18 protein-coding genes are annotated in these 26,739 nt (G+C 40.1%); 16 read left to right on the top strand and 2 right to left on the bottom strand.

Annotation, left to right across the window (positions count from 1 at the left end):
* The first annotated feature begins 75 nt into the window (after window positions 1-75).
* The 11 genes from IAR63_RS07420 (at window position 76) to IAR63_RS07370 (ending at window position 16,206) form a co-directional block, all read left to right on the top strand.
* Window positions 76-564 carry a hypothetical protein gene (locus tag IAR63_RS07420; protein WP_187707125.1) on the top strand — a complete coding sequence of 163 codons (489 nt, stop codon included), beginning with the start codon at window positions 76-78 and terminating at the stop codon, window positions 562-564.
* 591 nt (window positions 565-1,155) lie between these two features.
* Window positions 1,156-2,505, top strand: coding sequence for a magnesium transporter (gene mgtE, locus IAR63_RS07415; protein ID WP_187707124.1), 1,350 nt, complete (start codon window positions 1,156-1,158; stop codon window positions 2,503-2,505).
* 22 nt (window positions 2,506-2,527) lie between these two features.
* On the top strand, window positions 2,528-3,529 hold the full coding sequence (locus IAR63_RS07410; RefSeq protein ID WP_187707123.1) for an aspartate carbamoyltransferase catalytic subunit: 1,002 nt from the start codon (window positions 2,528-2,530) through the stop codon (window positions 3,527-3,529).
* A gap of 56 nt (window positions 3,530-3,585) precedes the next feature.
* A complete protein-coding gene (gene pheT, locus IAR63_RS07405) occupies window positions 3,586-6,024 on the top strand; it encodes a phenylalanine--tRNA ligase subunit beta (protein ID WP_187707122.1) in 2,439 nt (812 codons plus the stop codon).
* A 145-nt stretch (window positions 6,025-6,169) separates the two neighbouring features.
* A complete protein-coding gene (locus IAR63_RS07400; protein WP_187707121.1) occupies window positions 6,170-6,439 on the top strand; it encodes a YciI family protein in 270 nt (89 codons plus the stop codon).
* A 621-nt stretch (window positions 6,440-7,060) separates the two neighbouring features.
* Entirely contained in the window at window positions 7,061-9,586 is a 2,526-nt protein-coding gene (locus tag IAR63_RS07395) for a mannose-1-phosphate guanyltransferase (protein WP_187707120.1), read from the top strand.
* A 41-nt stretch (window positions 9,587-9,627) separates the two neighbouring features.
* Window positions 9,628-9,933, top strand: coding sequence for a hypothetical protein (locus tag IAR63_RS07390; RefSeq protein WP_141303541.1), 306 nt, complete (start codon window positions 9,628-9,630; stop codon window positions 9,931-9,933).
* Between the two features lie 459 nt (window positions 9,934-10,392).
* Window positions 10,393-11,001, top strand: a complete 609-nt coding sequence (locus IAR63_RS07385) for a helix-turn-helix domain-containing protein (protein ID WP_187707119.1) — start codon at window positions 10,393-10,395, stop codon at window positions 10,999-11,001.
* 122 nt (window positions 11,002-11,123) lie between these two features.
* Window positions 11,124-13,841 carry an ABC transporter transmembrane domain-containing protein gene (locus IAR63_RS07380; protein WP_187707118.1) on the top strand — a complete coding sequence of 906 codons (2,718 nt, stop codon included), beginning with the start codon at window positions 11,124-11,126 and terminating at the stop codon, window positions 13,839-13,841.
* A 23-nt stretch (window positions 13,842-13,864) separates the two neighbouring features.
* The gene (locus IAR63_RS07375; protein WP_187707117.1) at window positions 13,865-15,400 is read left to right on the top strand and encodes a beta-barrel domain-containing protein; all 1,536 of its coding nucleotides are present in this window, start codon (window positions 13,865-13,867) and stop codon (window positions 15,398-15,400) included.
* A 20-nt stretch (window positions 15,401-15,420) separates the two neighbouring features.
* Entirely contained in the window at window positions 15,421-16,206 is a 786-nt protein-coding gene (locus tag IAR63_RS07370; protein ID WP_187707116.1) for a peptidylprolyl isomerase, read from the top strand.
* A gap of 201 nt (window positions 16,207-16,407) precedes the next feature.
* Here the strand turns inward: IAR63_RS07370 and IAR63_RS07365 are convergent, their stop codons facing one another.
* Complete coding sequence (locus IAR63_RS07365) at window positions 16,408-20,970, bottom strand: Calx-beta domain-containing protein (protein ID WP_187707115.1); 4,563 nt, start codon at window positions 20,968-20,970, stop codon at window positions 16,408-16,410.
* 427 nt (window positions 20,971-21,397) lie between these two features.
* Here IAR63_RS07365 and IAR63_RS07360 point away from each other — a divergent pair, with 427 nt between their 5' ends.
* The 4 genes from IAR63_RS07360 to IAR63_RS07345 all read left to right on the top strand — a co-directional run bounded on the left by IAR63_RS07360 (window position 21,398) and on the right by IAR63_RS07345 (window position 24,072).
* A complete protein-coding gene (locus IAR63_RS07360; protein WP_187707114.1) occupies window positions 21,398-22,006 on the top strand; it encodes a hypothetical protein in 609 nt (202 codons plus the stop codon).
* Between the two features lie 135 nt (window positions 22,007-22,141).
* Window positions 22,142-22,453 (top strand): carbon dioxide-concentrating mechanism protein CcmK, encoded by a 312-nt coding sequence (locus IAR63_RS07355; protein WP_006278595.1) that lies wholly within the window; start codon window positions 22,142-22,144, stop codon window positions 22,451-22,453.
* Between the two features lie 37 nt (window positions 22,454-22,490).
* Entirely contained in the window at window positions 22,491-22,841 is a 351-nt protein-coding gene (locus IAR63_RS07350; RefSeq protein ID WP_006278594.1) for a carbon dioxide-concentrating mechanism protein CcmK, read from the top strand.
* A gap of 97 nt (window positions 22,842-22,938) precedes the next feature.
* Entirely contained in the window at window positions 22,939-24,072 is a 1,134-nt protein-coding gene (locus IAR63_RS07345) for a HetZ-related protein 2 (RefSeq protein WP_187707113.1), read from the top strand.
* Between the two features lie 89 nt (window positions 24,073-24,161).
* Here the strand turns inward: IAR63_RS07345 and IAR63_RS07340 are convergent, their stop codons facing one another.
* Window positions 24,162-24,704, bottom strand: a complete 543-nt coding sequence (locus IAR63_RS07340) for an REP-associated tyrosine transposase (RefSeq protein ID WP_057177409.1) — start codon at window positions 24,702-24,704, stop codon at window positions 24,162-24,164.
* Between the two features lie 1,908 nt (window positions 24,705-26,612).
* Between IAR63_RS07340 and IAR63_RS18900 the strand changes: the two genes are divergently transcribed.
* Window positions 26,613-26,708, top strand: coding sequence for a DUF433 domain-containing protein (locus tag IAR63_RS18900; RefSeq protein WP_462101450.1), 96 nt, complete (start codon window positions 26,613-26,615; stop codon window positions 26,706-26,708).
* Window positions 26,709-26,739: the final 31 nt, after the last annotated feature.

Here is a 26,739-nt window from a genome sequence, read left to right as displayed (position 1 = left end):
AGTGGCAGTTTTTTTGATTAAACTCAAAAATTGTCAATGCGTAAGTCCTAGTTTTTTTAATTATTTTTAAAAAAAATGCCACCTAATATCCCCAATTATACCACATGGCAACAAGCGGAAATTCTCATGCAACCAGCTTTTATCCGCATTGTTGATAATATTCGTAAACATCTGGATATATCCAAGTGGAAAGGAAGTTACCACGATGTACTGATTTGGCCAGCAGGTACAACGGATGAAACTAAATCTATTGTGATCCAGTTATTGGAGGATTCGAAAAACGCCACAGCGGAAGATTTACTAGCTATTAAGCAACAGTTGGCTCTTTTACCCATCCCCCATCCGGGATATCATTTACGCTTGCAATATCAAGAACAGGTGGTGAATATGGATTTATGGGATTTATGTTATCAGGTTTGTTTTGTGGATTATAGTCCTGAAAATGTCCTAGTTGACATTGATACTAATTTATTAGATGAGTTTGGGGAGGTAGATTGGCAATATTTAGAGAGTAAGACCAAGGGGTTAGTGCAAAGAATTTTTGATAATTTAATGGAAATGTAAATGCACAAAATCCATATAGCAACAAAACCTGTTTCATCAAACATGATAGCGATCTCGCAATTGCTAGTGCTTCGCAATCGCATGATTTATGCCATACAAAAAATCAGTGGGTGAGTGGAATTAAATATAAGATCAACGTAAGTTGGGCTGAAGCATGAAACTCAACACCCGCACACATCCTACAAATAATTGTGCCTCCCTACTTATGGAAAATTATGAGTTTTAGTCTACCATCTAAAATCGAACACAAATGCCATATGGCTTGGATAATTGACCACCAAGCTAGTCAACTTCTTAAGGAAAAATACGGAGTTAAAAAGTAGTCCTTAATTACTAGGTCTACGTTAGTAGATTTTAGTAGGTTTTGTCAAACGGTAATCATAGTTGCTCAAATGGCACAAAGACAAAAAAGATAATCTTATCTGTCAATACCATTATGAGTTAGGATGATCAGTTAGCATTTCTTTGACGAAATATCGCTATTAAATTGTTGGAATTTTATGGACAAAAGTCCACCAGATGGCAGTAGTATCCTCTCCTAAGTTGGCGAGATTGTCTCCCGCTGTAGGGGGGGACATAAGGAGGTGAACCGTGCTAACACAAGATGTTCGCAACGCTTTGGATGTTGCTGACTTAAATAAACTCAAATATGATTTAAATAGTCTGCAACCTGTAGACGTAGGAGAGTATATTTCAGAATTGCCAGAACAACAAAGGGCGATCGCCTTTAGGTTGTTGAATAAAAATCAGGCCATTGACGTTTTTGAGTACTTACCCACAGAGGTGCAGGAGGAACTGATTAATTCTTTACATGATGTTCAAGTGGTACATCTAGTAGAAGAAATGAGTCCTGATGAAAGGGCGTATTTATTTGATGAATTACCCGCAGGAGTAGTTAAAAGACTATTACAACAACTTAGTGCAGAACAAAGACAAGCAACCGCTACAATTTTGGGATATCCCGAAGGTACTGCGGGTAGGGTAATGACCACAGAGTACGTGCGGTTACGTCAAGGGTTGACAGTGGGGGAAGCGTTAAGTAAAATTCGTCTTCAAGATGAGGATAAGGAAACTATTTACTATGCTTATGTGACTGATGACAACCGTAAGTTAGTGAGCGTGGTTTCCTTGCGTCAGTTGTTATTTACCTTTCCAGAAGTTTTCATCAGGGATATTGCTAGTTCTCAAGTAGTAAAAGTAACTACTGAAACTTCCCAAGAAGAAGTGGCGCGGATCATGCAGCGTTATGATTTAATAGCCATACCTGTGGTAGATCGGGAGGATAGATTAGTAGGAATTATTACTATTGATGATGTGGTTGATATTTTAGAAGAGGAGGCCACGGAGGATATTCAAAAATTGGCAGCGGTAAGTGGTGATGAAGAGGCTTTGTCACCACCTCATTTAACCATTCGCAAGCGATTACCCTGGTTATTAGGTATCATGGCATTGTATATTGGCGCAGCTAGTGCGATCGCTCCCTTTCAGCGGGTAATTGCAGCGGTTCCGGTTTTAGCGGTGATTATGCCCATATTTTCTAATACTGGGGGGACTGTGGGTATTCAGGCTTTAACCGTGACCATTCGGGGTTTAGGTGTAGGGGAGGTGACCACAAAGGATGCGGGGAAGATTTTGCGCAAAGAACTAATAGCAGGTTTGGGAACCGCTTTAGCCTTAGGTTCAACCATGATTCTACTTTCTTTAATTTGGGCAAAACCCGATGAAAAGTGGGTAGCTTTAATTGCTGGTGTGGTAATGGCCACCAACACCATGGTTGCTGTGAGTTTGGGGACTTTATTACCTATGGGATTACAAAGGCTAAAATTAGATCCAGCTTTAATGAGTGGTCCACTGGTGACAACTATGTTGGATACTATTGGTTTTTTAACCTTCTTGAGCATGATTTCCCTTGCTTTGAAAGTATTTAATTTAAGCTATTAGGCAGTATCATTTTCAGTTTAACATGTCAACGCCCGCAAGTAATTGGAATCGTCATCATATTCTTTCTCTAGCTGATTTTACTGTAAATGAATATAATGCTGTTTTACAAACAGCAGCTTCATTTAAAGAAGTGTTATCACGACGAACTAAAAAAGTCCCAACTTTGCAAGGACAAGTGGTAGCCAATCTCTTTTTTGAACCTTCCACCCGCACCAGAAGTAGTTTTGAAATAGCTGCTAAAAGGCTAAGTGCAGATACTCTCAATTTTTCTAGTGCTAGTTCCTCCATGACCAAGGGAGAAACAATTTTAGATACAGCTAAAACCTATTTAGCCATGGGTACGGATATTATGGTAATTCGCCATAAAGAAGCAGGAGTCCCACAGGCGATCGCCCGGGAAATGGATCGTTTAGGTGTAAAAGTTAGTGTGTTAAATGCTGGTGATGGACAACATGAACATCCCTCCCAAGGACTATTAGATTTATTCACCATTTGTAGTTTAATTGATCCAGAACAACCCAAAATTGCATCTTTAGCAGGTAAAAAGATTGCCATTGTAGGTGACATTTTACACTCACGGGTTGCCCGGTCTAATATTTGGAGTTTGACTACCAGTGGTGCCCAAGTACATCTAGCAGCACCACCCACCTTATTACCCAAATACTTTAGTGAATATGTAGGATCACAGGAAAATTCCCAGAGTTTATTTATCCATTGGCAATTAGATCCAGCCCTGGAGGATGCTGACTTTGTCATGACCTTACGGTTGCAAAAAGAAAGGATGACTGGTAACCTGTTGCCCAGTTTAAGAGAGTACCATCAACTATTTGGCATTACCAGGCAAAGATTAAAAGCTTGTAAATCTCAAGTAAAAGTACTACATCCGGGCCCAGTAAATAGGGGTGTGGAAATCAGTTCAGATTTAATGGACGATCCAGAATTTAGCCTAATTCAAGATCAGGTGACTAGTGGTGTAGCTGTGCGCATGGCACTATTGTATTTTATCGGTGGTGGGAAAGGTTAGACCAAATAACAAAAATGGTAAGATGGAAGTGAAAGCCAAATCCAAACACAACGACAATGCGTATCTCTTTCAATTGGTTACGGGAACTCGTAGAAATTAAACTGACTCCGGAAGAACTAGCCCACACCCTAACAATGGCGGGGTTTGAGGTGGAGAGTGTAGAGGATCGTCGCACTTGGGCGGATGGCGTTGTCATAGGTAAAGTTTTAAAAAGGGAACAGCATCCAAACGCAGATAAACTAAGTGTTTGTACAGTAGATATAGGCGATGAGGAAACACTAAATATTGTTTGTGGTGCATCAAATGTATGTGCTGATATTTATGTACCGGTTGCAACCAAGGGGACTTATCTACCCAATATTGATTTAAAAATCAAACCGACCAAGCTCAGAGGTGTACCCTCCAATGGGATGATTTGTTCATTAAAAGAATTGGGTTTACCCACAGAGATAGACGGGATTCATATTTTTAGACAAGAGGGTTTAATCCTAGGTAGGGCGGTAGGTCCGCTTCTAGGTTTGGACGATGTGATTTTAGATGTCACAGCTACCGCTAATCGTGCAGATGCTTTATCCATGGTAGGGATTGCCAGGGAAGTTGCAGCATTAACGGGTGGAAAGCTATCCCTTCCTCAACTAACAGGAGTAGAAATCACCCCCAGCACAGCACAAAAAATCCGGGTGAAAATTTCTGAACAGCACGCTTGTCCTCTATATATTGGTACCCTAATAGAAAATGTGAAAATTGCTGCTTCTCCTGAATGGTTGCAAAGGCGTTTAATTGCTGCGGGTGTACGTCCAATTAACAACATAGTAGATATTACAAACTATGTATTATTAGAAAGAGGACAACCTCTACACGCCTTTGATAAACAAAGATTAGAGCAGGTAAGTGAGGGAACAGATGTAACTATTGGTGTGAGATTTGCTCAAGCTGGAGAAACCCTCAAAACCTTAGATGGACAAACCCGGAACCTATCTACTCAGAACTTATTAATTACTGCTAACAATCAACCTGTAGCTCTAGCAGGAGTTATGGGTGGTGAAGAAACAGAAATTCATCCAGGTACAACCAGTTTATTTTTAGAAGCTGCACTGTTCAACTCAGTGGCTATTCGTCGTTCTTCTCGCAGTATAGGTTTAAGAAGTGAAGCATCGGGAAGATACGAAAGAGGAGTTAATTGGGCAGAATTAGCAACAGCTTCTGATCGAGCTTTATCTCTGATGCAGGAGTTAGCAGATGCTAAAGTTGTTCATCAAGAAATTGCTGATTACCGTCCTGATAATGCTCTAGGGAATCATCCTATTATTTTGCGATTAGAGAGAATTAATCAAGTGTTAGGTCCCATTGATTTGGGCGTAGAAACGGGAGAGTTAAAAGCAGCAGATGTGGAAAAGATTCTCACAGCTTTAGGATGTGAACTAACTGATAATCAGGATGGTAGTTGGCAAGTAAAAGTGCCATCCTATCGCTATTCCGATTTAGAAAGGGAAATTGATTTAATTGAGGAAATTGCCCGACTTTACGGTTATGATAACTTTGTTGATACTCTACCCGAAAAAACTGAACCAGGTTATTTACCCTTAGACCAGGAACTAGTGCGAAAATTACGCAGTTATTTAAGAGCAGAGGGTTTAACAGAGTTAATGCACTACTCCTTAGTCAAACCCGGTGAAGACAGGCAAATTCTTTTAAATAATCCTTTATTTGCCGAATATTCAGCCCTGAGAACCGATTTAATTTCTGGTTTAATTGATGCTTTTGAATATAATCTACAGCAGGGAAATGGAGCGTTAAATGGTTTTGAAATTGGCACCATTTTCTCCAGAGAAGAAGAAGGACTAGAGGAATCACAAGTCATTGCAGGAATTATGGGAGGTGATACTACCGTCGGTAGATGGTTCAATGGGGGAAGAGAAAATCCCATGACCTGGTTCGCAGCAAAAGGTATTTTAGAAAATGTCTTTCAACAACTGGGACTGCAGGTAGAATTTCAACCGGAAAACCGAGATAGACGTTTACATCCCGGAAGGACAGCTTCCTTATGGTTAGGAGGAGCTAGACTGGGAACCTTTGGACAAGTTCATCCCCAACTCAGACGAGAAAAGAGTTTACCAGATGCAGTTTATGTCTTCCAATTAGATTTGGATACCTTACTCAGTACCCTGGATAATGATGAACTATTGACTCCTAAATTTAAACCCTATTCTACCTACCCCGCAAGCGATCGCGATTTGGCGTTTTTCGCGTCTGTAAAAGTTACGGTTGGGGAGATTGAAAAAGTAATTACTAAAGCTGGTAAGGGGTTGCTAGAGTCTGTAGAGGTTTTTGACGAATACAGAGGTGAAAATGTGCCCATAGGACAAAGAAGTTTAGCTTTTCGATTAGTTTATCGTGCAGTTGACCACACTTTGACTGATAATGAGGTTGAACCAGTACACCGTAAAATTCGAGAGTCCCTGGTAGAAAAGTTCGGTGTTACTTTAAGAAGTTAAGTGGGTGGAATTAAACATAAGATGAACGTAGAACGTATGATGGGTTTCATACTTCAACCCATCCTACAAATAATTGTGCCTCCCTACTTAACTCCCTAGGGAGCAGGTTAAGCTTAACAACTACAAATATCAGAGGAAAAAGATCATGGCAAAATATATTATGTGGGGTACTTACTGCGAAGAGGTTTTAACTAAACGGGAACCCTATCGTCAAGCACACCTAGAAGGACTGGCAAAACAAAAGGATGCGGGAATACTAATTACCATAGGTCCCACCAAGGATATTACTAAGGTCTTTGGTATTTATGAAGCTGAGAGCGAAAATGCTGTGAGTCAACTCATAGAAGCTGACCCTTATTGGAAAAATGGTATTTGGACAGAGTATATAGTTAAAGAGTGGATTCAAGCTTTTTAAACCAAATATTCAAAAACTTTATCGTTTGAGTGCTCTTTTAAAATTAAGCCTAAAGGAGGAGTTGGTCAGGTAAAACACTGGCCACAGAAGACTAAATTTTAGGCGATTGAAAAATCCTTGACTGAAATGTGTTCTTTCAAAACCTAACCAGAATCGCCAAGCGAAAACCAAATAAATAGAGCCAAGTCCAATAATCATTAGTTTCATCTTCTCACATCCCTGACAGCTCTGCACTAGTAATATGGATTCTACGAATCCATATTACCACCTGTTTGAGCCATTGTCAAGAGTAAAAGGACGCATAAGAATTTAATTGATTCATTATGAGAACTTCCCTATTGTTTAAAAAGAATCCCAGTCAAACTAGATCTTCAGCAAGATAATTATTGTATAATAGCTAATGTATAACCAGAGGCGAGCCATGATGCCCACCTAGTAGAGATTTGCTGAAGAGGATGTTAATCATACAATCTTGAGGAGCAGATAAGTAAATTTACTGGACTTTTATAAGATGTCTCTTGTGGAAGTTCCTCAAAGGTCAAAATTAATAGGAGACTAAAAAAGAAAGGTCATATTTTATAACGAATCTATATACAACCCGGCTAGTATACAGGAGGATTTATGCGTGCAGTGCTAATGGCAGGTGGTTCAGGGACAAGACTACGTCCTCTAACCTGTGATCTACCCAAACCAATGGTTCCCATCTTAAACAGACCAATTGCCGAACATATTATTCATCTTCTTCGAGAAAATGAAATTACGGAAATAATTGCCACACTACACTACTTACCAGATGTAATTCGGGAATATTTTCAAGACGGTAGTGATTTTGGGGTGCAAATCACCTATGCGATTGAAGAAGAACAAGCTCTAGGCACAGCAGGTTGTGTTAAGAACGTGGCTGAACTATTAGACGAGACATTTTTAGTAATAAGCGGTGATAGCATTACAGATTTTGATTTAAAAGCAGCCATTGAGTTTCATAAGCAAAAAAACTCCAAAGCCACTTTAATATTAACCCGTGTTCCCAACCCAATTGAATTTGGAGTGGTAATTACAGATGAGGAAGGTCACATCAGAAGATTTTTAGAAAAACCTTCCACAGGAGAAGTTTTTTCCGACACGGTTAATACGGGCATTTATGTTTTAGAACCAGAAGTTTTAGAATACCTACCAGAAAATACGGAATCTGATTTTTCAAAAGACCTATTTCCCTTGCTATTAGAGAAGAATGAACCCATTTATGGTTATATTGACCGAGGCTACTGGTGTGATGTAGGTCACTTAGACGCCTACAGAGAGGCACAATATGATGCTTTAAGGAGGAAAGTGAAATTAGAGATTGCCTATAGGGAAGTTTCTCCCTCCCTATGGATAGGTCAAAATACTTATATTGACCCCACAGCAAAAATTGAGAGTCCCACTATTATTGGTAATAATTGCCGAATTGGGGCCAGGGTAAAAATTGAAGATGGTACAATAATTGGTGACAACGTGACCATTGGTGCGGATGCGAATTTAAAACGTCCCATAGTCTGGAATGGAGCGATTATTGGGGAAGAAGCAGAACTATCTGCTTGTGTCATTTCCCGTGGTACTAGGGTAGACCGTCGTGCCCATGTAATGGAAGCTGCTATTGTGGGTTCCTTGTCCACGGTAGGAGAAGAGGCACAAATTAATCCAGGGATTCGGGTTTGGCCGAGTAAAAAGATTGAATCTGGTGCTGTTTTAAACATTAATTTAATATGGGGAAACACCGCTCAACGAAACTTATTTGGTCAGCGAGGGGTACAAGGTTTAGCAAACATTGATATTAGTCCAGAATTTGCTGTGAAACTGGGTGTAGCTTATGGTTCCACCTTAAAACCAGGTTCCATAGTCAGCGTTTCCCGTGATCAGCGCACCGTCTCACGTATGGTCACCCGTTCTCTGATTGCTGGGTTAATGTCCGTAGGGGTAGATATTCAAAATCTTGACTCCACTGCAATTCCCATTACCAGAACCGTAATTCCCAAAATGGCTTTAGTTGGTGGGATTCATGTGCGAGTGCACCCAGACCGTCCCGATTATATCCTGATTGAGTTTATGGATGGTAAAGGAATTAATATTACTAAAGCTCAGGAAAAGAAAATTGAAGGAGCTTATTTTAAAGAGGACATGCGAAGGGCGCAAAGTCATGAAATTGGAGATGTGTCCTATCCTGGTCAGGTCATAGATTATTATTGTACAGCTTTTGAAAACCTTTTAAATGTAGAGACTTTACGTAATAGTCGAGCCAAGATTGTTATCGACTATGTTTATGCTGTTTCTGGTGCTGTCCTACCCCAGCTGTTGGATAAATTTGGTGCGGATGCAGTAGTTTTAAATGCCAGTGTAAATAAAACATCAATGACCATAACAACCAAAGAGGGTCTATTAACTCAATTAGGTCATGTAGTAGAAGCGGTGAAAGCGAACTTTGGTGTACAGGTGTCTGCAAATGGGGAACAACTAATTTTAGTGGACGAGTCTGGTTATCCCGTGCGTGGAGAAATGCTGACAGCATTAATGGTAGAAATGATGTTAACAGCTAATCCTCGAAGTTCTGTAGTGGTACCAGTTCATGCTTCGAGTGCAGTGGAACAGGTAGCACGTCGTCATGACGGTAAAGTAATTCGCACCAAAGCCAACCCTACAGCTTTAATGGAAGCTTGTCAAAAAAATTCCCATGTGGTATTAGGCGGTAGTGGCGAAACCGGTTTTATTTTCCCCCAATTACATCCTGGATTTGATTCCATGTTTTGCATCGCCAAATTGATTGAAATGTTAACAATTCAAGAACGTTCCTTGACTGCTGTGCGGGGAGAGTTACCGCGAGTGATTCACAAGAATTATACCATTCGTTGTCCTTGGATTGCCAAAGGAGCTTTAATGCGTTATCTAGTGGAAACCCATCCCGCACACAACCTAGAATTAATTGATGGAGTAAAAATTTGTCAATCTTATGATGACAGTTGGGTACTAGTATTACCAGATGCAAGTGAACCTTTGGTACATTTATTTGTTAACAGTAGTGATAAGGAGTGGGCGGACGAAAATATGAGGATTTATCGTTATCGCGTACAAACTTTTGTGGAACGTCAACAGGAACACTACGCAGAAGTTTAAGTGGGTGGATGGAATTAAATATCAGATGAATGTAGGTTGGTTTGAAGTATGAAACCCCACTCCTGCATGGGGTTCGTTTAGCTTATCTAGGGTTTGGTTGGGACAACGGGCAAAACTCTATACCCGTCGTCCTAGCACCTGGGGAAATCTATCAACTAGGGAAGCAGCTGGACTTTTTACGTTCCCGGGGAGAATGGAGCGATTTATCTTCTGCTGAGACCCACCAACAATTACTTAAACATTTTCAGTCTCCACAAACGTTCGAGCGATTGGTAGCGATCGCCCATACCGAACCACCGCGAGGCAATGTTGGGCGCACTAGGACAGGAATTAGGCTACTCAGTTGAGTTATTGCAACGGTTAAGGGAATTGTTGAATCCCTACTCTAGATTTGATTTTGGCAAATTAGGTATCTTGGGTTATGCTCGGGAATGGCAATCTAAATGAGATTAAACCAATTATCATCAAAATAAGTAAAACCCGAAGTAGCACTCTCTCGGATGAACTTTTGTCCGTCATAATAACTGAGATTATGTTACATATACAGCAACTATTTACTGATTTTAGTCAGATTAACACAATTCATCAATCTAAAGTATTGTCACATTCAACAAAAATTTAATATAAGATAAGCAATAGGATTAAATAAACAGTCAATCTTGCCAATATTAATTTATGGCAGATTGGATGATTTTTGAATGGATTATGATGGGGGAAAAAATATTGAATTTAATAATTTGAACTAATTTGAGTTTAGTTGATTGTCACTCTAAGACTTTGTAGTATTTGATAAAATGGTGATAATTATGTCTTCTAGTCTTGATGCCAATAGTACCAATAATATTTATGAAATTTACGATAAACACGAGAGCAAGTTTTTAACCCCCTTTGAACGTAAAACACTGTTAAAAAATTTGCAAACCAATTCCCACTCAGAGTATCGCCGTAGAATTGAGATTATCTTATTAGCTGATATGGGAAAATCCCAATCTCAGATCTGTGAGATTATCGACTGTTCCCAGGAAATGGCCAGATATTGGATGGGTATAGCAGAAGCAGGAATGGCACACAAATGGAAAGAGCGAAAGATAGGGAGACCAAAAACCGTTAATAATCAGTACTTAGAAAGATTGAAAGACCTAGTTAATCATAGTCCTCGGGAATATGGCTATGCTTTTAGCAATTGGACCGCTCAATGGTTGAGTAAACATCTAGCTAAGGAATTGGGCATTACCATTAGCGATCGCCATATTAATCGGTTACTCAAGCAAATGGGACTTTCCACTAGAGCTAAAAACCCCTGTGCCATAAAAGATCCAGCAAATCAGGATAAAAGTATTTCAATTTGTGATTTACCATCCAACTTAGAACCTAGTTTTAATTGGTCATTTAGTCTACTTCCAAATCATCAATGATCTCCGGCGAATAATCACTGATATAGGAGTTTAGAACGTAGATTGGGTTGAGGAACGAAACCCAACGCCCCCATGGGCATCCTACAAATAATTGTGCCTCCCTACTTATAGGAGTTTAGGAAATGATTTCAGCCCTTTCTCAAGAACATATATCTGCCCAAATTAGTCATATTTTAGGTAAATCCCTGGATCAAAATGATTTAGAAAATTGTTTGCAAAAATTGGAAATCATTGAACCTATTGTGGGGAAACAATTTTGGCAATCTGAAACCGCCCGCCCAGGAATTTATTTAGTATTATCAGGTCGAGCAAGAATATTAGATAGTAGGAACAATTTAGTTAGCACTTTAACATCGGGAGCATGCTTTGGGGAGTTGACATTATTTCCCGAATATGATTTTGCCAATTATGTTGTTAGAGCTTCCGTAGATTTAAAGATTGGTTATCTTCCCCAGGAAGTAATTAATCAATTGCCTAGTGTTCTAGAGCGTCTGCTACTCCAAGCCAAGAATTGGGATAGCTTTTTAAAAACACACCTAGAAACACCAATCTCTACCACAAGTCAGAATATCATTCAATTTCCTCCAGAGAGGAAACCAGTTAAACCAGCTAAACCAGAACGGAAAAAATCACAAAAATACTTCCCTACTCCCACAGTTACAGTTAGTAATTGGTGGCATAAAATTAGTAAACGATACCCATATTTTGAACAACAAAGTGCTTCCGACTGTGGCGCAGCTTGTTTAGTAATGATTAGCCGTTATTGGGGGAAAAATTTCAGTATTAATCGTCTGCGAGAACTGGCTAATGTTAACCGTTCTGGTGCATCAATGAAAAGTTTAACCAGTGCTGCTGAAAGTATTGGTTTTGCTACCCGTCCAGTAAAAGCTAGTTTAGATAAATTTGCTCAGCAACCATTACCCGCGATCGCCCATTGGGAGGGAAAACATTATATAGTAGTCTATGAGATTAGCAAAAAACAGGTAATTGTAGGAGATCCCGCTATTGGACAACGAACTTTAACAGTTGAGGAATTTAAAGCTGGGTGGACTGGTTATGCACTATTATTAGAACCTACAAAATCTTTTCAAGAGAGCATAGAAGCTAACAGCCCATTTTGGCAGTTATTTGAGTTAGTGAAACCTCACTTTCAGATACTTGTAGAAGTTTTGGTGGCTTCGATTTTAATTCAGATCTTTGGTTTGGTAACACCCCTATTTACCCAACTTTTGTTGGATCGGGTTATAGTTCAGGGTAGCACAATAACCCTAAATACAGTTGGGTTTGGTTTACTAATTTTCGGATTATTTAGAGTAGTGATTAATGGACTTAGACAATATTTATTAGACCACACAGCTAATAAAATTAGCGTAGCATTATTGGTGGGATTTATCAAACATACATTTTTACTACCCTTGTCTTTTTTTGAGTCTCGTTATGTGGGTGACATTGTTTCTCGCGTACAAGAAAACCAAAAAATTCAGCGATTCCTCACGGGGGAAGCCCTATCTATTATTCTAGATTTACTAACGGTATTTATTTATGTAGGCTTGATGTTTTGGTATAGTCCACCTCTAGCATTGTTTGTTTTAGCAATTGTCCCACCATTTGTTTTTCTAGCATTATTTGCCACACCTTTTTTGAGACGTATTAGTCGAGAAGTATTTGGAGCATTAGCCAAAGAGAATAGCTATTTAATTCAGGCTTTAAGTGGCATTTCTTCAATTCGTTCCTTAGCTATAGAACAAACTGTAAGATGGCGCTGGGAAGAATTACTACATAATTTGACCAAGAAAAACTTTGCCGTTCAAATTATTAGTAATAAGTTACAAATAATTAGTGCCACCATTCAATCTTTAGCAACAACAGGCTTACTCTGGTTTGGCGCTTGGTTAGTAATTCAAAATCAGTTGACTATTGGTCAACTAGTAGCCTTTAATATGTTATTAGGCAACATTATCCAGCCTTTTCAAAGGTTAATCGTGTTGTGGAATCAACTTCAAGAAGTTATAGTTTCTACCGAGCGCATTAATGATGTATTAGAAGCAGAAGTAGAAGAGGACTTAGTCATCCAACCTCGGCAAAGTTTATCAAAACTAAGGGGAGAAATTTGCTTTGAAAATGTCACCTTTCGTTATCACAAAGACAGCGATATTAACATTTTAGAAAACATCAACTTTCACATTAAACCTGAACAAACCGTAGCAGTAGTAGGAAGAAGTGGATCTGGTAAGACAACTCTATCCAAACTAATTTTAGGATTATATCCTGCGACAGATGGTAGAATTTTAATAGACAATCAAGATGTGACAAGTATTGCTCTCAAATCCTTACGGTCTCAAATAGGGGTTGTGGACCAGGACACATTTTTATTTGGTGGTACAATTAGAGAAAACATCAGTATTGCCCATCCAGAATCCACCTTAGAAGAAATCATTACCGTGGCACAATTAGCAGGTGCAGATGAATTTATTAAATTTATGCCCATGGGTTACGAAACTCAAATTGGTGAGGGAGGAGGTATGTTATCGGGGGGACAAAGACAACGTTTAGCTATAGCTAGAGCATTATTAGGAAATCCGCGCCTTTTAATATTAGATGAAGCCACCAGTCATCTAGATGCAGAATCTGAAAGAATTATTCAAAAAAACTTGCAGAAAATTCTCAAAGGACGCACTAGTTTAATAATTGCCCATCGTCTATCTACCGTACGTCATGCTGACTTAATTTTAGTATTAGATCGGGGAATTTTAGTCGAGCAAGGTACTCACGAAGAATTGATTGCTAAACGTGGAAATTATTACTATCTTAATCAACAACAGTTATCCGTAGTTAGTTAGTGAACTTGAGGTAAGGGAAATTTATGCCACAATCAACCTATAATTCATCTTCGGCAATTTTGATATCAGAACAACCGCCAATTGCCGAAATTATTACTCAAGAAAATCCCAACCAGATAGAAACTTCAGTTAAAGACTGGTTTTATGGCACGGAAGAATTATTAGATGCTTTACCCAAAGTGTGGACCAGATCAATGCTGTATTTACTAGTTACTTTTACAGCAGTTGCTTTACCATGGATTATGTTCTCTCAAATTGACGAAACGGGGAGTGCTAGTGGTAGAATGGAACCAAAAGGTGCAACTCATAAGTTAGATAGTTCAGTCATGGGTAGTGTGGTTGCAGTTAATGTAAAAGAAGGTGCCAGGGTTAAAGCTGGACAACCTTTGATGGAAATTGAATCTCAATTACTGCGCACACAATTACAAGAAGCTCAAGCAAAATTAGAGGGTTTAGTCAATCGTCAAACCCAAGTAGAATTGTTATATAATCAGGTGTTACTGGCTATTAATATTCAGAAACAACAAAATCAATCCCAATCCCTAGAAAAACTTGCCCAATTAAATCAAGCAAGGGAAAATCTCGATGCTAAACAGAGTGCGTATCAATTGCAAAAATTGGAAAGACTTACACAAGTAGAACAAGTAAAACAGAATATCCAGTCTACCCAAATTGCTTATGGATTAGCTGAAAACCGTTTACGTCGAGATTCCCTAGAAGTTGCTCGCTATAACCAACTGTTAGAAGAAGGGATAATTCCTCAAACCCGATTTGTGGAGATAGAAAAAACAGCAGAAGATAGTCAAAGATTACGACAGGAAGCTAGTTCTAACCTGCAAAGGGCTAGTTTACAACTACGGGAAGAATTAAACCGATACAACTCGGTTATGAATCAATTACGGTCGGAAATTCAACAAGCCAAACTCCGGTTACAAGAACAGGAAAGTAGTTACCAAAGTATTATTCAAGCAGGTAAATTAACAGTGTTAAAAAATCAAGAGCAACTCAAAGATTTACAAACACAAATTAGTGGCATAAAATCGGAGATTAGCCAAACTAAAAGTCAAATCAAGTCCCTGCAATTACAATTACAACAACGAACATTGCGATCGCCTGTGGATGGTATAGTCTTCGAGCTACCGATTAAAAAGCCAGGTGCTGTTGTTCAGGTAGGACAAATGGTAGCTCAAATTGCTCCCAAAGATGCCAATTTAATTTTGAAAGCGGAAATACCAAGTCAACAAAGTGGTTTTATTAAAGTAGGAATGCCAGTAAAAATTAAATTTGATGCCTATCCATTCCAGGAGTATGGGGTAACTCAGGGAAGGGTTTTATGGATTTCACCTGATGCAAAGGTTTCACCAAATAGACCCACTTCTGTGGAAACATACCAATTAGAAATTGCCTTAGAAAAACCCTATATCAAATCTGGGGATAAGCCCATTCCCCTAATACCAGGTCAAACAGCTACCGCAGAACTTATTGTCCGTCAACGTCGAGTTATGGATCTGATATTAGATCCATTTAAAAGATTACAGAAAAATGGTTTGGATTTATAAGATTAGAGGAGGAAAAAATCATGTTAGAAAAAATCAATGTTGGTGATCAAGATATTCTGTATCACCTAAAAATATCTTGTCAAATGCCCAACATATTAGATGCGATCGCCAGTAGGAAAATAGTGACACAGACAGCGATGAAAGAGGATATTCAGATAACCACAGCGGAACTACAGCAAGCAGCGGACAATCTGAGATTAGCCAATAACCTAGTCAAAGCAGAAGACACTTGGGCCTGGTTAAAGAGACACTATTTATCCCTAGATAACTTTGAAGAAATTGCCTACACCAACCTACTATCTGCCAAATTAGCTAATCATTTATTTGCAGACCAAGTGGAATCATTTTTTTATGCTCATCAACTGGAATACATTGCAGCAGCAATTTATGAAGTCATATTAGATGATGAAGATTTAGCCCTAGAAATATTTTATGCCTTGCAGGAAGGGGAAATTAGCTTTCATGAAGTAGCTCGTCAATATATTCAAAATCCAGAACTCCGTAGAGCGGGGGGATATCAAGGTATGCGTGAGCGCAAAGATTTCAGACCAGAAATTGCTGCGGCCATTTTTGCTGCTAATCCCCCACAAATCCTCAAACCCATCACCACACCCCAGGGAGTGCGTATCATCATGGTAGAAGAGATTATTCAACCCCAGTTGAATGAACAGATACGTCTGAGAATTATAGGAGATTTATTTACAAATTGGTTGAGACAACAAATAAGTACCCTAGAAATCGAAGTTAATTTAGCAGCTAAATACAATCTACCCATCTCCCCCCTTATCATCACTCAGACTAGTTAAAATGTACTAACATATCCACAGAGTTTCAACCTTCCCATGCGGGGATGGAGAACGTAGGTTGGGTTGAAGTATGAAACCCAACACCCAGATGGGTCTCGTTACTCGACCCATCCTACAAATAATTGTGTCTCCCTACTTAACACCAAAGTTTCAACCTCCCCATCCGGGGATGGAGAAGTTGAGAAACCAACAACCTCAAGTTTAAGAAAGAGCAAAAACCGCATCATTGAAATCATTGTTGGAATATTGGGTAGCGGTAGCGGGTAAATCCTCAAATCCATAGACCCCATTACCATAGGAACGGAGATGGGGAGATTTATCGGGATTAGCTGACCCAAAGCTAAAATAGGCTACAGGTTCCTGTACGAATCTAGGTGCATTATTGAACTCATTACCTACTTCCGTAGCAACAAGGTCTCGCACATGTTTAGGTGCATTGGCAAACCGGTTTACGTCTCCATTTTCAGCAGCGATGAAATCTTCTACTCCCTGTTGTAAATTAGGGAAGTAAGTTCCACAGTTAGCAATCACAAAAGGAGCATAAAACTTATTACCTTGAAGTGACACACCAGACCCTAATTGTGTAGCGGTGCTGGGAATATCGCTATTACCTGCTTGTACTATGAAGTCCTTGACTCTAGCAGTGGTGAGAGCATGAAACGCATAATCCCTGTCTCCTGGTTTTACGATCCCGCTACCGGTATTAATTCCTCCGTCAGCATCCACAACCTCGTATAGTCCAAATAAGTGGTTAAAATTGGACTTTGTTCCATTTTGGACACCGGTAACTTCATTAGACATGGATAGTCTATTTGTGTCTAAAGACAGATTTCCTCCCCCATTGGTACTGAAAACCAAACCCGTGGATATATTAACGTTGGGTGCGTAATTAGTAATGGGGGTGAGGGTGCGATCGTCATTGGTAATTGTTCCTGTGACTACACTGGTGGTGTCAATGTTGTAACCAGTGCCAGGAGCCAAAGTTAACTCCACTGTTTCATCCCCTTCTACTGTGGTGTCAGCTATGGGGTCAATAGTAACTGTAGCGGTGGATGACCCAGCAGCAAAAGTGACAGTCTTTGTGGTTCCTGCACTGATAATCCCTGTGTAATCCGTGTCTAGGGTAGCTGTTCCCCCAATGGTGTAGTTTACAGCTAGAGTGTTAGTGATGGAACCAGTGCGGGTGAAGGTGTAGATTAGGTTATTATTTCCATCTTCTGTAACGGTGGTAGGGGAGACAGCTAGGTTGACCTGGGTGACTTGGGTATCATCATTGATAATAACACCACTGGCAATATAGTTCAAAGAACTTATTCCCCCACTATAATCCACGCTGTAGTCCCAACCTGTATCGGGATCATTACCAGTAATTATCACTTTGACCTGGTCTCCAGCTTTTAATTTGACTGAATTCAGGTCTAAAGATCCCCCTCCAGAGACAAATCCATTAGTTTGGTTTTGCAACACATTATTGACAAGTATCTCCGCTTTATCTGGAATACCGTACATATTATAGTTCAGCGTAAAGATACCATCTCCTGATGAAATATTGTAAAACTTCTCGGTCACCCCATAACCACCTGAAGCTGACTCTCGGATATTAGTTCCGACAGAGGATGTACCCAAAACTGCTCCTATGGGGTTGGAGAGGGTAACTGTAAACCCTTCATCCGGTTCAAATGTGGTGTCTCCTGACACGTTCACTGTGATGATTTGACTGGTTTCACCTGCTGCAAAACTGACCATACCACTTGGTAGTGTTCCACCAAAATCCGTAACATCTGCTTGGTTAGTGCTAGACCCTGTTACTGCCCAATTAGCACTGCTGCTACTAGTGGTATCTCCACTGCGGGTAACAGTAAAAGTAAAGGCTTTTGTGCCTATATTTCCTTCTGTTTGAATGGCATTGGTAGGGGCGATCGCCAGTCCAGGAGCAACAACATCATCGTTTTGGATAGTTCCTACAGCAGTAGCAGTGGTAATGGTAGCATTGGTCGGGTTGGAGAGGGTAACTGTAAACCCTTCATCCGGTTCAACAGTGGTGTCTCCTAACACATCTACTATGATAGTTTTACTAGTTTCACCTGCTGTAAAATTCACTGTACCAGTTGGCAGGGTTCCACCAAAATCCGTGACATCTGCTTGGTTAGTGCCAAATCCAGTAACTGCCCAATTAGCACTGCTGCTACTAGTGGTATCTCCACTGCGGGTAACAGTAAAGGGAAAAGCTTTTGTACCTGAGTTCCCTTCCGTTTGAGTGGCACCGGTAGATGCGATCGCCAGTCCAGGAGCAACAACATCATCGTTTTGGATAGTTCCTACAGCAGTAGCAGTGGTAATGGTAGCATTAGTGGGGTTGGAGAGGGTAACTGTAAACCCTTCATCCGGTTCAACAGTGGTGTCTCCTAACACATCTACTATGATAGTTTTACTAGTTTCACCTGCTGTAAAATTCACTGTACCAGTTGGCAGGGTTCCACCAAAATCCGTGACATCTGCTTGGTTAGTGCCAAATCCAGTAACTGCCCAATTAGCACTGCTGCTACTAGTAGTATCTCCACTGCGGGTAACAGTAAAGGGAAAAGCTTTTGTACCTGAGTTCCCTTCCGTTTGAGTGGCGCCGGTAGATGCGATCGCCAGTCCAGGAGCAACAACAACATCATCGTTTTGGATAGTTCCTACAGCAGTTGCAGTGGTAATAGTTGCCCCACCAGTGGCATTAGAGAGGGTAACCGTAAAGACATCCACGCTGGGGAAATCACCATCCACTTCAGGGGTAGTGTCTCCTTGCACATTCACTGTGATCACTTTACTAGTTTCATTTCCTACAAAGTTAACTCTTCCCGAGGGAAAAACACCTCCCACAAAGTCATCCCCAATAGCGGATTCCATCCCATCTATAACAGCGGTAAGTACGGGACTTTGTACTGTATAATCAACACTGACTGGAGTTAAGATATAGCCACTCCGGTTGACAATAAATGTGAATGCCTTGCTACCACTATCTCCCTCAGGTTGGTTAGCATTTTCAGGAGCGATCGCCAATGTGGGAACATCATCTTCTAACTTAGTGATAAAGACATCAAAAGATCCACTATTATTTTGTCCATCCAGGTTGCTATCAGTTATCCCACCTAAATAGATCGAGCCATCTTTTCCCGTGGTTAGGGTGGTTGGATAATTACTACCAGTCAACAAGGGGGGACTTTTCCAGATTTGATCACCGTTCGTACTGTACTTGGTGATAAAGCTCTCAGATGCTTGAAATCCAAGGTAAGAATTAGGGTCAAGCTGGATATCTGGAGAAACCCCCAGATAAATGGAGTTATCATTCCCAATGCTTAAAGATCCTAGATCATCTCCACTAGTACCTATTAGCTTTGTCCAAACTTTACTTCCATCTGAACTGTACTTGCTAATAAATACATCTGATAAACCGCTATTAGGTTGCCCATCTAAATTTCCACCGCTCGTACCACTAACATAGATAAATCCGCTACTATCTGTAGCTAACCCCGATGGTGTTTCATCTTCAATTGTTCCTAATACCCTCGTCCAAATCCGGTTGCCATTTGGATCATATTTACTGACAAATACATCTGTCGCTCCATTGTAGTTTTCTCCATCCAATTTCCACTCAGTATAACCTGTGACATAAATTGATTGGTCACTGCCGACAGTTAAAGCAATAGCCTCTTCATTACCACTAAGTGTTCCCAGTAACTTTGTCCAAATCTTAGTACCACTTGAGTCATATTTACTAACAAAAGCATCGGAAAGTAACTGACCACCTACACTAGTTTGGGTTGGGTCAATAGTGCTTCCTGAGATATATATGGAACTATCACTGCCAGCAACCACTGCATAGGCAATATTTAGACTACCAGTATTTATATCTACCAACTGGGTCCAAACTTCATTGCCATCTGGATCATATTTTCTAATAAACGCTCCCAAACCGGTGCTATTCTGACCACCAAGGTTCCCTCCTGTAACCCCAGCTACATAGATAAATCCATCACCAGATATGGTTACTGCATCAGCAATGTCACCTGCAACAGTACCAAATTGTTTTTTCCAAACATTTGTGCCATTTTCGTCGTATTTGGCAATAAAAGCGTCTTGAAGTCCCCTATTGCTTCCATCCAGATTGCCCTCCGTGAAACCAACTACGTAGAGGGATCCGTCAGTTCCCACAGTTAAGTCCGCACCAAAATCAATACCGCTGGTTCCTAATAAACGTGTCCAAGCTACTACGGGCAAGATTGAACCATTCTTTTCTACTTCTACTGTTTTGCCATCAATGGTTACTGATGCTAGATCTTCTTCTGCTTTTAACCGACTAATCTCATCCTTATTTAATCCTTCACCCAAAACCAATGCAGCAAAAATCGCCCCTTCATCTCCGGGACTATCCACTGTATTAATATAAGCATCTACATAATGCCCTATTTCCTCTATAAGCACCTTGCTAACTAAACCTAAAGTGCCCTTCTCTATTAACTTGCTAGACAGATAAATCCTATTCTCACTTGACGAGTATGCACCATTACCATCGCCTAGAATACCGCTATCTACAATCTCTATTTGCGATAACTGACTAAAATCCCCTTTTTGCCACTGTAACCTCAGTATTTGGGCATTTTCTCTGTTATATTCCGTACCAAATGCCGTATCCAACACTTGCCAAAAGTCACCTGACAAAGAAAAAACCCACAGCTGGTGCAATGCACTATTTAAGCCCTGATTAGTTATTTTCGCCACGACCAAAAACCTCACACAATTGTTTTTAAAAATATTTGGTTAACAGTAGCAATCCCAACAGGGATTATAACATGTCTATCTTAAACAAAACAATGAGCATGTTACAAAATGTTACAAATCCCATATCCTCCGGTTAAGCTGCATCAGTCTTAAATCGGTGATTTCTTATCACATATATAAACGCTTCCCCCAGTAAACCTATTTTACCGAAAATGGCGATGACGAGGATGAAAAATGTGCAATTCGTTGTGAGGTGAATCACAGCAGCATTACATCTAATTAATAGAGATGTTGGGTTTCCTATTAAACTCAACCTACATTCCAAATTTAGAATTGCTGACTAAATGGCATTTCCAGTCCACCGATTGTACTATAATTCTTATATCCTTACCAAAACCCAACTGGATGTATAAACAAAAGTTACGCCATGGCTTACAGTGAGTTCACCACCCTAGATAAGGTAATAAAAACCTTTAGCTTGCAGGTAGAAGAAGACCAAAATTTGTTTTGTGAGGTCAAACCTCTCCAACCTTCAGAATATCTTCAGCAGACCCTACAGGAGTATTTGCCCTTAGCAACTGCCATTAATACAGAAAAAGCCCGTTCCGAATTTCTCATCGCCCCAGTGTTAGCAGAGCTACGCCGTCAAACTAAACACCAAATCAGTCTGTTTTCCGGTACTGAGTTTAATGTAGATCCGGAAAGGGGTTTGGTGGGATTTTGCGATTATTTAATTAGCCATTCTAAGGAACAGTATTTTATCACAGTGCCAGTCATCGCTGTGGTAGAGGCAAAAAATGAAAATATTAAAGGGGGATTGGGACAGTGTATTGCCGAAATGGTAGCAGCTCAGTTGTTTAATTCCCAAGGAGGGACTCCCTTGACTTATATTTATGGGGTCGTTTCTACGGGGACGGTTTGGAAGTTCTTGCGTCTGGAAAACGCGACTGTTTTTATTGATTCCCTAGAGTACTATATTAACCAAATTGATAGAATATTAGGCATTATGATGTTACCGCTGTGTAAAGCTTACTAAAATACCCAATTAAGACCTTTTGTACGAGTAACCGAGCAGATGGGCCTTCTATCAAAATTTTGCCAGATTATTATTCATGGTACCAAATCCCCTACAATAAATATCACTGATACAGAAATTCAGGAGAGTTAAGCCATGCCAATGGCAGTTGGCGTTATCGAAACTTTAGGTTTTCCCGCAGTTTTAGCCGCAGCAGATGCTATGGTTAAGTCTGCTGCTGTCACAATCGTATACTATGGCATTGCAGAAAGTGGAAGGTTGTTGGTTGCTGTTAGAGGACAGGTAGCAGAGGTGAAAACCGCTGTTGCAGCTGGAATAGCTTCCGAAGAAACTGTTTATGGTGGTCAGGTGATTACTCATTACATAGTCCCCAACCCACCGGAAAATGTGGAGACAATTCTACCCATCCATTTCACTTCTAAGTCCGAACCTTTTCGCATTTTTTAACTTGTACCGGTAATTTTATTTATACAGGAGATTAGTAATGTCCCTACAGGCCGTTGGATCTTTAGAAACAAAGGGTTTTCCCGCAGTTTTAGCAGCAGCAGATGCTATGGTTAAAGCTGGAAGGGTAACTTTGGTCGGTTATATCCGAGTTGGTAGCGCCCGCTTTACAATCAATATTCGTGGTGATGTTTCTGAGGTGAAAACTGCCATGGCCGCTGGTGTGGAAGCAGCACAAAATGTCTATGGTGGTACTCTGGAATCCTGGGTAATTATCCCCCGTCCCCATGAAAACGTGGAAGCTGTCTTACCTATTGCTTACACAGATCAAGTCCAGCAATATCGAGACTCGGTGGAAAACCCCATTGTCCGCTCCTCCAGTGGTAGATAGTTTTTGGTAACTATCTCAAACCTATCTTTTTGGAATACAAACGGCTTTTGTTAATGCCGACTTAAATGGTGCAGCAAATATTTTAGGCGATTTTACTATGGAACTAAGTGCAGCAAATATAGCAGAATATTGGCGGAAACGACTCGCTGCTGAGTCTCCTGAAAACAGTGATGACGCTAGAAATAGTATTATGCTTTGGCTTTTGGGGTCGGACTTAACCAGATTTGCAGGGTTCACACCCAAAGAATTGGAGATTGCTCAAAAGGCTATGGAATATCGCTGGCGAGTTCTACGACAGCGATATCTAGGTGTGGGAAGGGAACAGGCCTATCGTAATTTGATGGTTCGCTTGGCAAGTGTCACCACAATTAGAAATAAAATTCAAACCTGGGTCTCTTTAAGTCGCGATCGCCAGCGTAGTGTGATAGATGTACTGCAAGAGGTAATTCAGGAAATGCTGCAAAGTGATTCTTATATGCAGCAGCAAATGAGTCTAATTGCCGATGCAACTGGGGATAAAAGGTTGCGAGACATGTTATTATTTGCCAGCTTAGAAGAATACTGTTTACGACCTGTGCGTAATCAACCTTTATTGACACATCGGTTTGTCAATTATTTACGCCGCATTCAGCGAGGGGGATTGACTCAAATTCCAGGTAAGGACGTGATTAGACTGGTTTCTGACGAAATATTAACAGAAGATACGGAAAGCAACTTAAATCTTTTAGATGACGAAGCGATCGCCCAGTATCAGGAGGCGCAAAAGGTAGAAGAGCAACAATTGTTACGTCAGGAAGTGCAAGAGAAATTTGAGGAATACCTATTAGAGAAGCTGGGACAAACAGCGGTGGATTGGTTGAGGTTATATTTAGACGGTAAGAGTCAAGAAGAGATTGCTAAAAAGCTGAATCAGCCAATTAAGGAATTATACAGATTAAGGGAGAAAATTAGTTACCATGCTGTTAGAGTTTTTGCCATCAAGGACAAACCGGAGTTAGTAGAGAATTGGTTATCAACGTCTTTAAATGAAGATGGTTTAGGTTTAACGCCAAAACAATGGGAGCAGCTGAGGGAGAAGATAAGTCCCCTAGGTAGGGAGATTCTTGATAGAAGGAAAGGGGGGGATTCTCTAGCGGGAATAGGGGAGAAATTAGAGTTGAAGACCTATAAGGTGATAGGTGAGTGGACAAAAGTTTATTTAGTAGCTCAGAATTTAAGGGCCCAAAATTAATTTGATGACCTAGGTTGGGTTGAGAAAACCCAAAAAATCAACGGGGATCTCAATAACAAATCTAACCCACGAACCATTTGAATCCATATCTACTCATGCCCAATATGACCACCAAAAACATGCCTTTCTTCCGCTCCCCACATAACATCATAAAATCCCGCTTGAACATAACGATGAAAACTTGAATACTGCCAATCTTTTGGTGCATTTACCAATCCATGACGAACCGGATTATAGTGAATATACTCGACATGATTAATAAAATCTCGATCATCCCGAATTTGATGCTCCCAAAAGCGACGTTGCCAAATTGGCTTTTCACCTTTTTGCTCCTGAGATAAAGTCATTGTTCCCTGACAAGAAACCTGACATTTACGACTAAAATAACTTTTAATTAATCGCCAACGAGTCGAAAAATCCCCATCATTTTCAGGTAATGTCCAAAGACAATGAAGATGCTCAGGCAAAATAACGATCGCATCAATTTTAAATTGGTAGTTTTTCATCACATATCGAAACGCTTCCCTTAGTAAATCTATATTTTCCGATTTACCTAAAATGGGACGACGACAATAAGTAACAAGAGTGAAAAAATAGGTCGCCCCTGGTGTCTTTGCTCGACGATATTCCATATTATAATTAATGAAACAGAAAAGGATAACCCAACAAACCAACAGAGAGAAAAACAGATACCCTTAAAACATTATATAATCCCGTAGGTTGGGTTGAGGAACGAAACCCAACAAACCCCACTGTTAATTATAGTCCATGTGAACTCCTTGTCTTATAGGGTGATCGGTTTGATTTTACTTCCAGCGATCGCCTGTTTTTAAAAACATTTACCGTAGGTTGGGTTGAGAAAACCCAACAAACCCCACTGTTAATTATAGTCTATGTGAACTCCTTGTATTATAGGGTGGGCGGTTTGATTTTACTTCCAGCGATCGCCTGTTTTTAAAAATATTTACCGTAGGTTGGATTAAGAAAACCCAACAAACCAACAGAGAGAAAAACAGATACCCTTAAAACATCATATAATCCCGTAGGTTGGGTTGAGGAACGAAACCCAACAAACCCCACTGTTAATCATAGTCTATGTGAACTCCTTGTATTATAGGGTGGGCGGTTTGATTTTACTTCCAGCGATCGCCTGTTTTTAAAAACATTTACCGTAGGTTGGGTTGAGAAAACCCAACAAACCCCACTGTTAATTATAGTCCATGTGAACTCCTTGTATTATAGGGTGGGCGGTTTGATTTTACTTCCAGCGATCGCCTGTTTTTAAAAACATTTACCGTAGGTTGGATTGAGAAAACCCAACAAACCCCACTGTTAATTATAGTCCATGTGAACTCCTTGTATTATAGGGTGGGCGGTTTGATTTTACTTCCAGCGATCGCCTGTTTTTAAAAACATTTACCGTAGGTTGGGTTGAGAAAACCCAACAAACCCCACTGTTAATTATAGTCTATGTGAACTCCTTGTATTATAGGGTGGGCGGTTTGATTTTACTTCCAGCGATCGCCTGTTTTTAAAAACATTTACCGTAGGTTGGATTGAGAAAACCCAACAAACCCCACTGTTAATTATAGTTTATGTGAACTCCTTGTATTATAGGGTGGGCGGTTTGATTTTGCTTCCAGCGATCGCCTGTTTTTAAAAACATTTACCGTAGGTTGGGTTGAGAAAACCCAACAAACCCCACTGTTAATTATAGTCTATGTGAACTCCTTGTATTATAGGGTGGGCGGTTTGATTTTACTTCCAGCGATCGCCTGTTTTTAAAAATATTTACCGTAGGTTGAATTGAGAAAACCCAACAAACCCCACTGTTAATCATAGTCTATGTGAACTCCTTGTATTATAGGGTGGGCGGTTTGATTTTGCTTCCAGCGATCGCCTGTTTTTAAAAACATTTACCGTAGGTTGGATTGAGAAAACCCAACAAACCCCACTGTTAATTATAGTCCATGTGAACTCCTTGTATTATAGGGTGGGCGGTTTGATTTTACTTCCAGCGATCGCCTGTTTTTAAAAACATTTACCGTAGGTTGGGTTGAGGAACGAAACCCAACAAACCAACAGATACCCTTAAAACATTATATAATCCCGTAGGTTAGATTGAGAAAACCCAACAAACCTCACCGTTAATTATAGTCTATGTGAACTCCTTGTATTATAGGGTGGGCGGTTTGATTTTACTTCTAGCGATCGCCTGTTTTTAAAAACATTTACCGTAGGTTGGATTGAGAAAACCCAACAAACCCCACTGTTAATTATAGTTTATGTGAACTCCTTGTCTTATAGGGTGAGCGGTTTGATTTTACTTCCAGCGATCGCCTGTTTTTAAAAACATTTACCGTAGGTTGGATTGAGAAAACCCAACCTACGGGACTATATAATTATTCAAGGTTATACAGCAGATTCTTTTGTTATGATGTACTTCATGAAAGTGGAAAGTGCTGTATGTGTGTATCTCCCTGTTGGTTTGTTGGGTTTCGTTCCTCAACCCAACCTACGAGACTATATCAAAGGAATTTATGTTAAAAGAAGTCAATATTGGCACTTTGATAAAAAGCGATCGCACTTTTCATGGGGGTTGTCCCATGATTGCGGGAACTGGTGTTACCGTATGAAGAATAGTAATCTAGTATAAATTAGGTCGCT

Source organism: Cylindrospermopsis curvispora GIHE-G1 (genome assembly GCF_014489415.1).
GTDB classification, from domain to species: Bacteria; Cyanobacteriota; Cyanobacteriia; order Cyanobacteriales; family Nostocaceae; genus Raphidiopsis; species Raphidiopsis curvispora_A.
This window is presented reverse-complemented; position numbering and strand designations above follow the sequence as displayed.

Coding starts and splice junctions, on each gene's coding strand:
- IAR63_RS07385 (WP_187707119.1), top strand. CDS start 10,393: ATGTCTTCTAGTCTTGATGCCAATAGTACCAATAATATTTATGAAATT.
- IAR63_RS07375 (WP_187707117.1), top strand. CDS start 13,865: ATGCCACAATCAACCTATAATTCATCTTCGGCAATTTTGATATCAGAA.
- IAR63_RS07360 (WP_187707114.1), top strand. CDS start 21,398: ATGGCTTACAGTGAGTTCACCACCCTAGATAAGGTAATAAAAACCTTT.
- IAR63_RS07370 (WP_187707116.1), top strand. CDS start 15,421: ATGTTAGAAAAAATCAATGTTGGTGATCAAGATATTCTGTATCACCTA.
- IAR63_RS07400 (WP_187707121.1), top strand. CDS start 6,170: ATGGCAAAATATATTATGTGGGGTACTTACTGCGAAGAGGTTTTAACT.
- IAR63_RS07355 (WP_006278595.1), top strand. CDS start 22,142: ATGCCAATGGCAGTTGGCGTTATCGAAACTTTAGGTTTTCCCGCAGTT.
- IAR63_RS07395 (WP_187707120.1), top strand. CDS start 7,061: ATGCGTGCAGTGCTAATGGCAGGTGGTTCAGGGACAAGACTACGTCCT.
- IAR63_RS07345 (WP_187707113.1), top strand. CDS start 22,939: ATGGAACTAAGTGCAGCAAATATAGCAGAATATTGGCGGAAACGACTC.
- pheT (WP_187707122.1), top strand. CDS start 3,586: ATGCGTATCTCTTTCAATTGGTTACGGGAACTCGTAGAAATTAAACTG.
- IAR63_RS07420 (WP_187707125.1), top strand. CDS start 76: ATGCCACCTAATATCCCCAATTATACCACATGGCAACAAGCGGAAATT.
- IAR63_RS07340 (WP_057177409.1), bottom strand. CDS start 24,704: ATGGAATATCGTCGAGCAAAGACACCAGGGGCGACCTATTTTTTCACT.
- IAR63_RS07380 (WP_187707118.1), top strand. CDS start 11,124: ATGATTTCAGCCCTTTCTCAAGAACATATATCTGCCCAAATTAGTCAT.
- IAR63_RS18900 (WP_462101450.1), top strand. CDS start 26,613: ATGTTAAAAGAAGTCAATATTGGCACTTTGATAAAAAGCGATCGCACT.
- IAR63_RS07410 (WP_187707123.1), top strand. CDS start 2,528: ATGTCAACGCCCGCAAGTAATTGGAATCGTCATCATATTCTTTCTCTA.
- IAR63_RS07350 (WP_006278594.1), top strand. CDS start 22,491: ATGTCCCTACAGGCCGTTGGATCTTTAGAAACAAAGGGTTTTCCCGCA.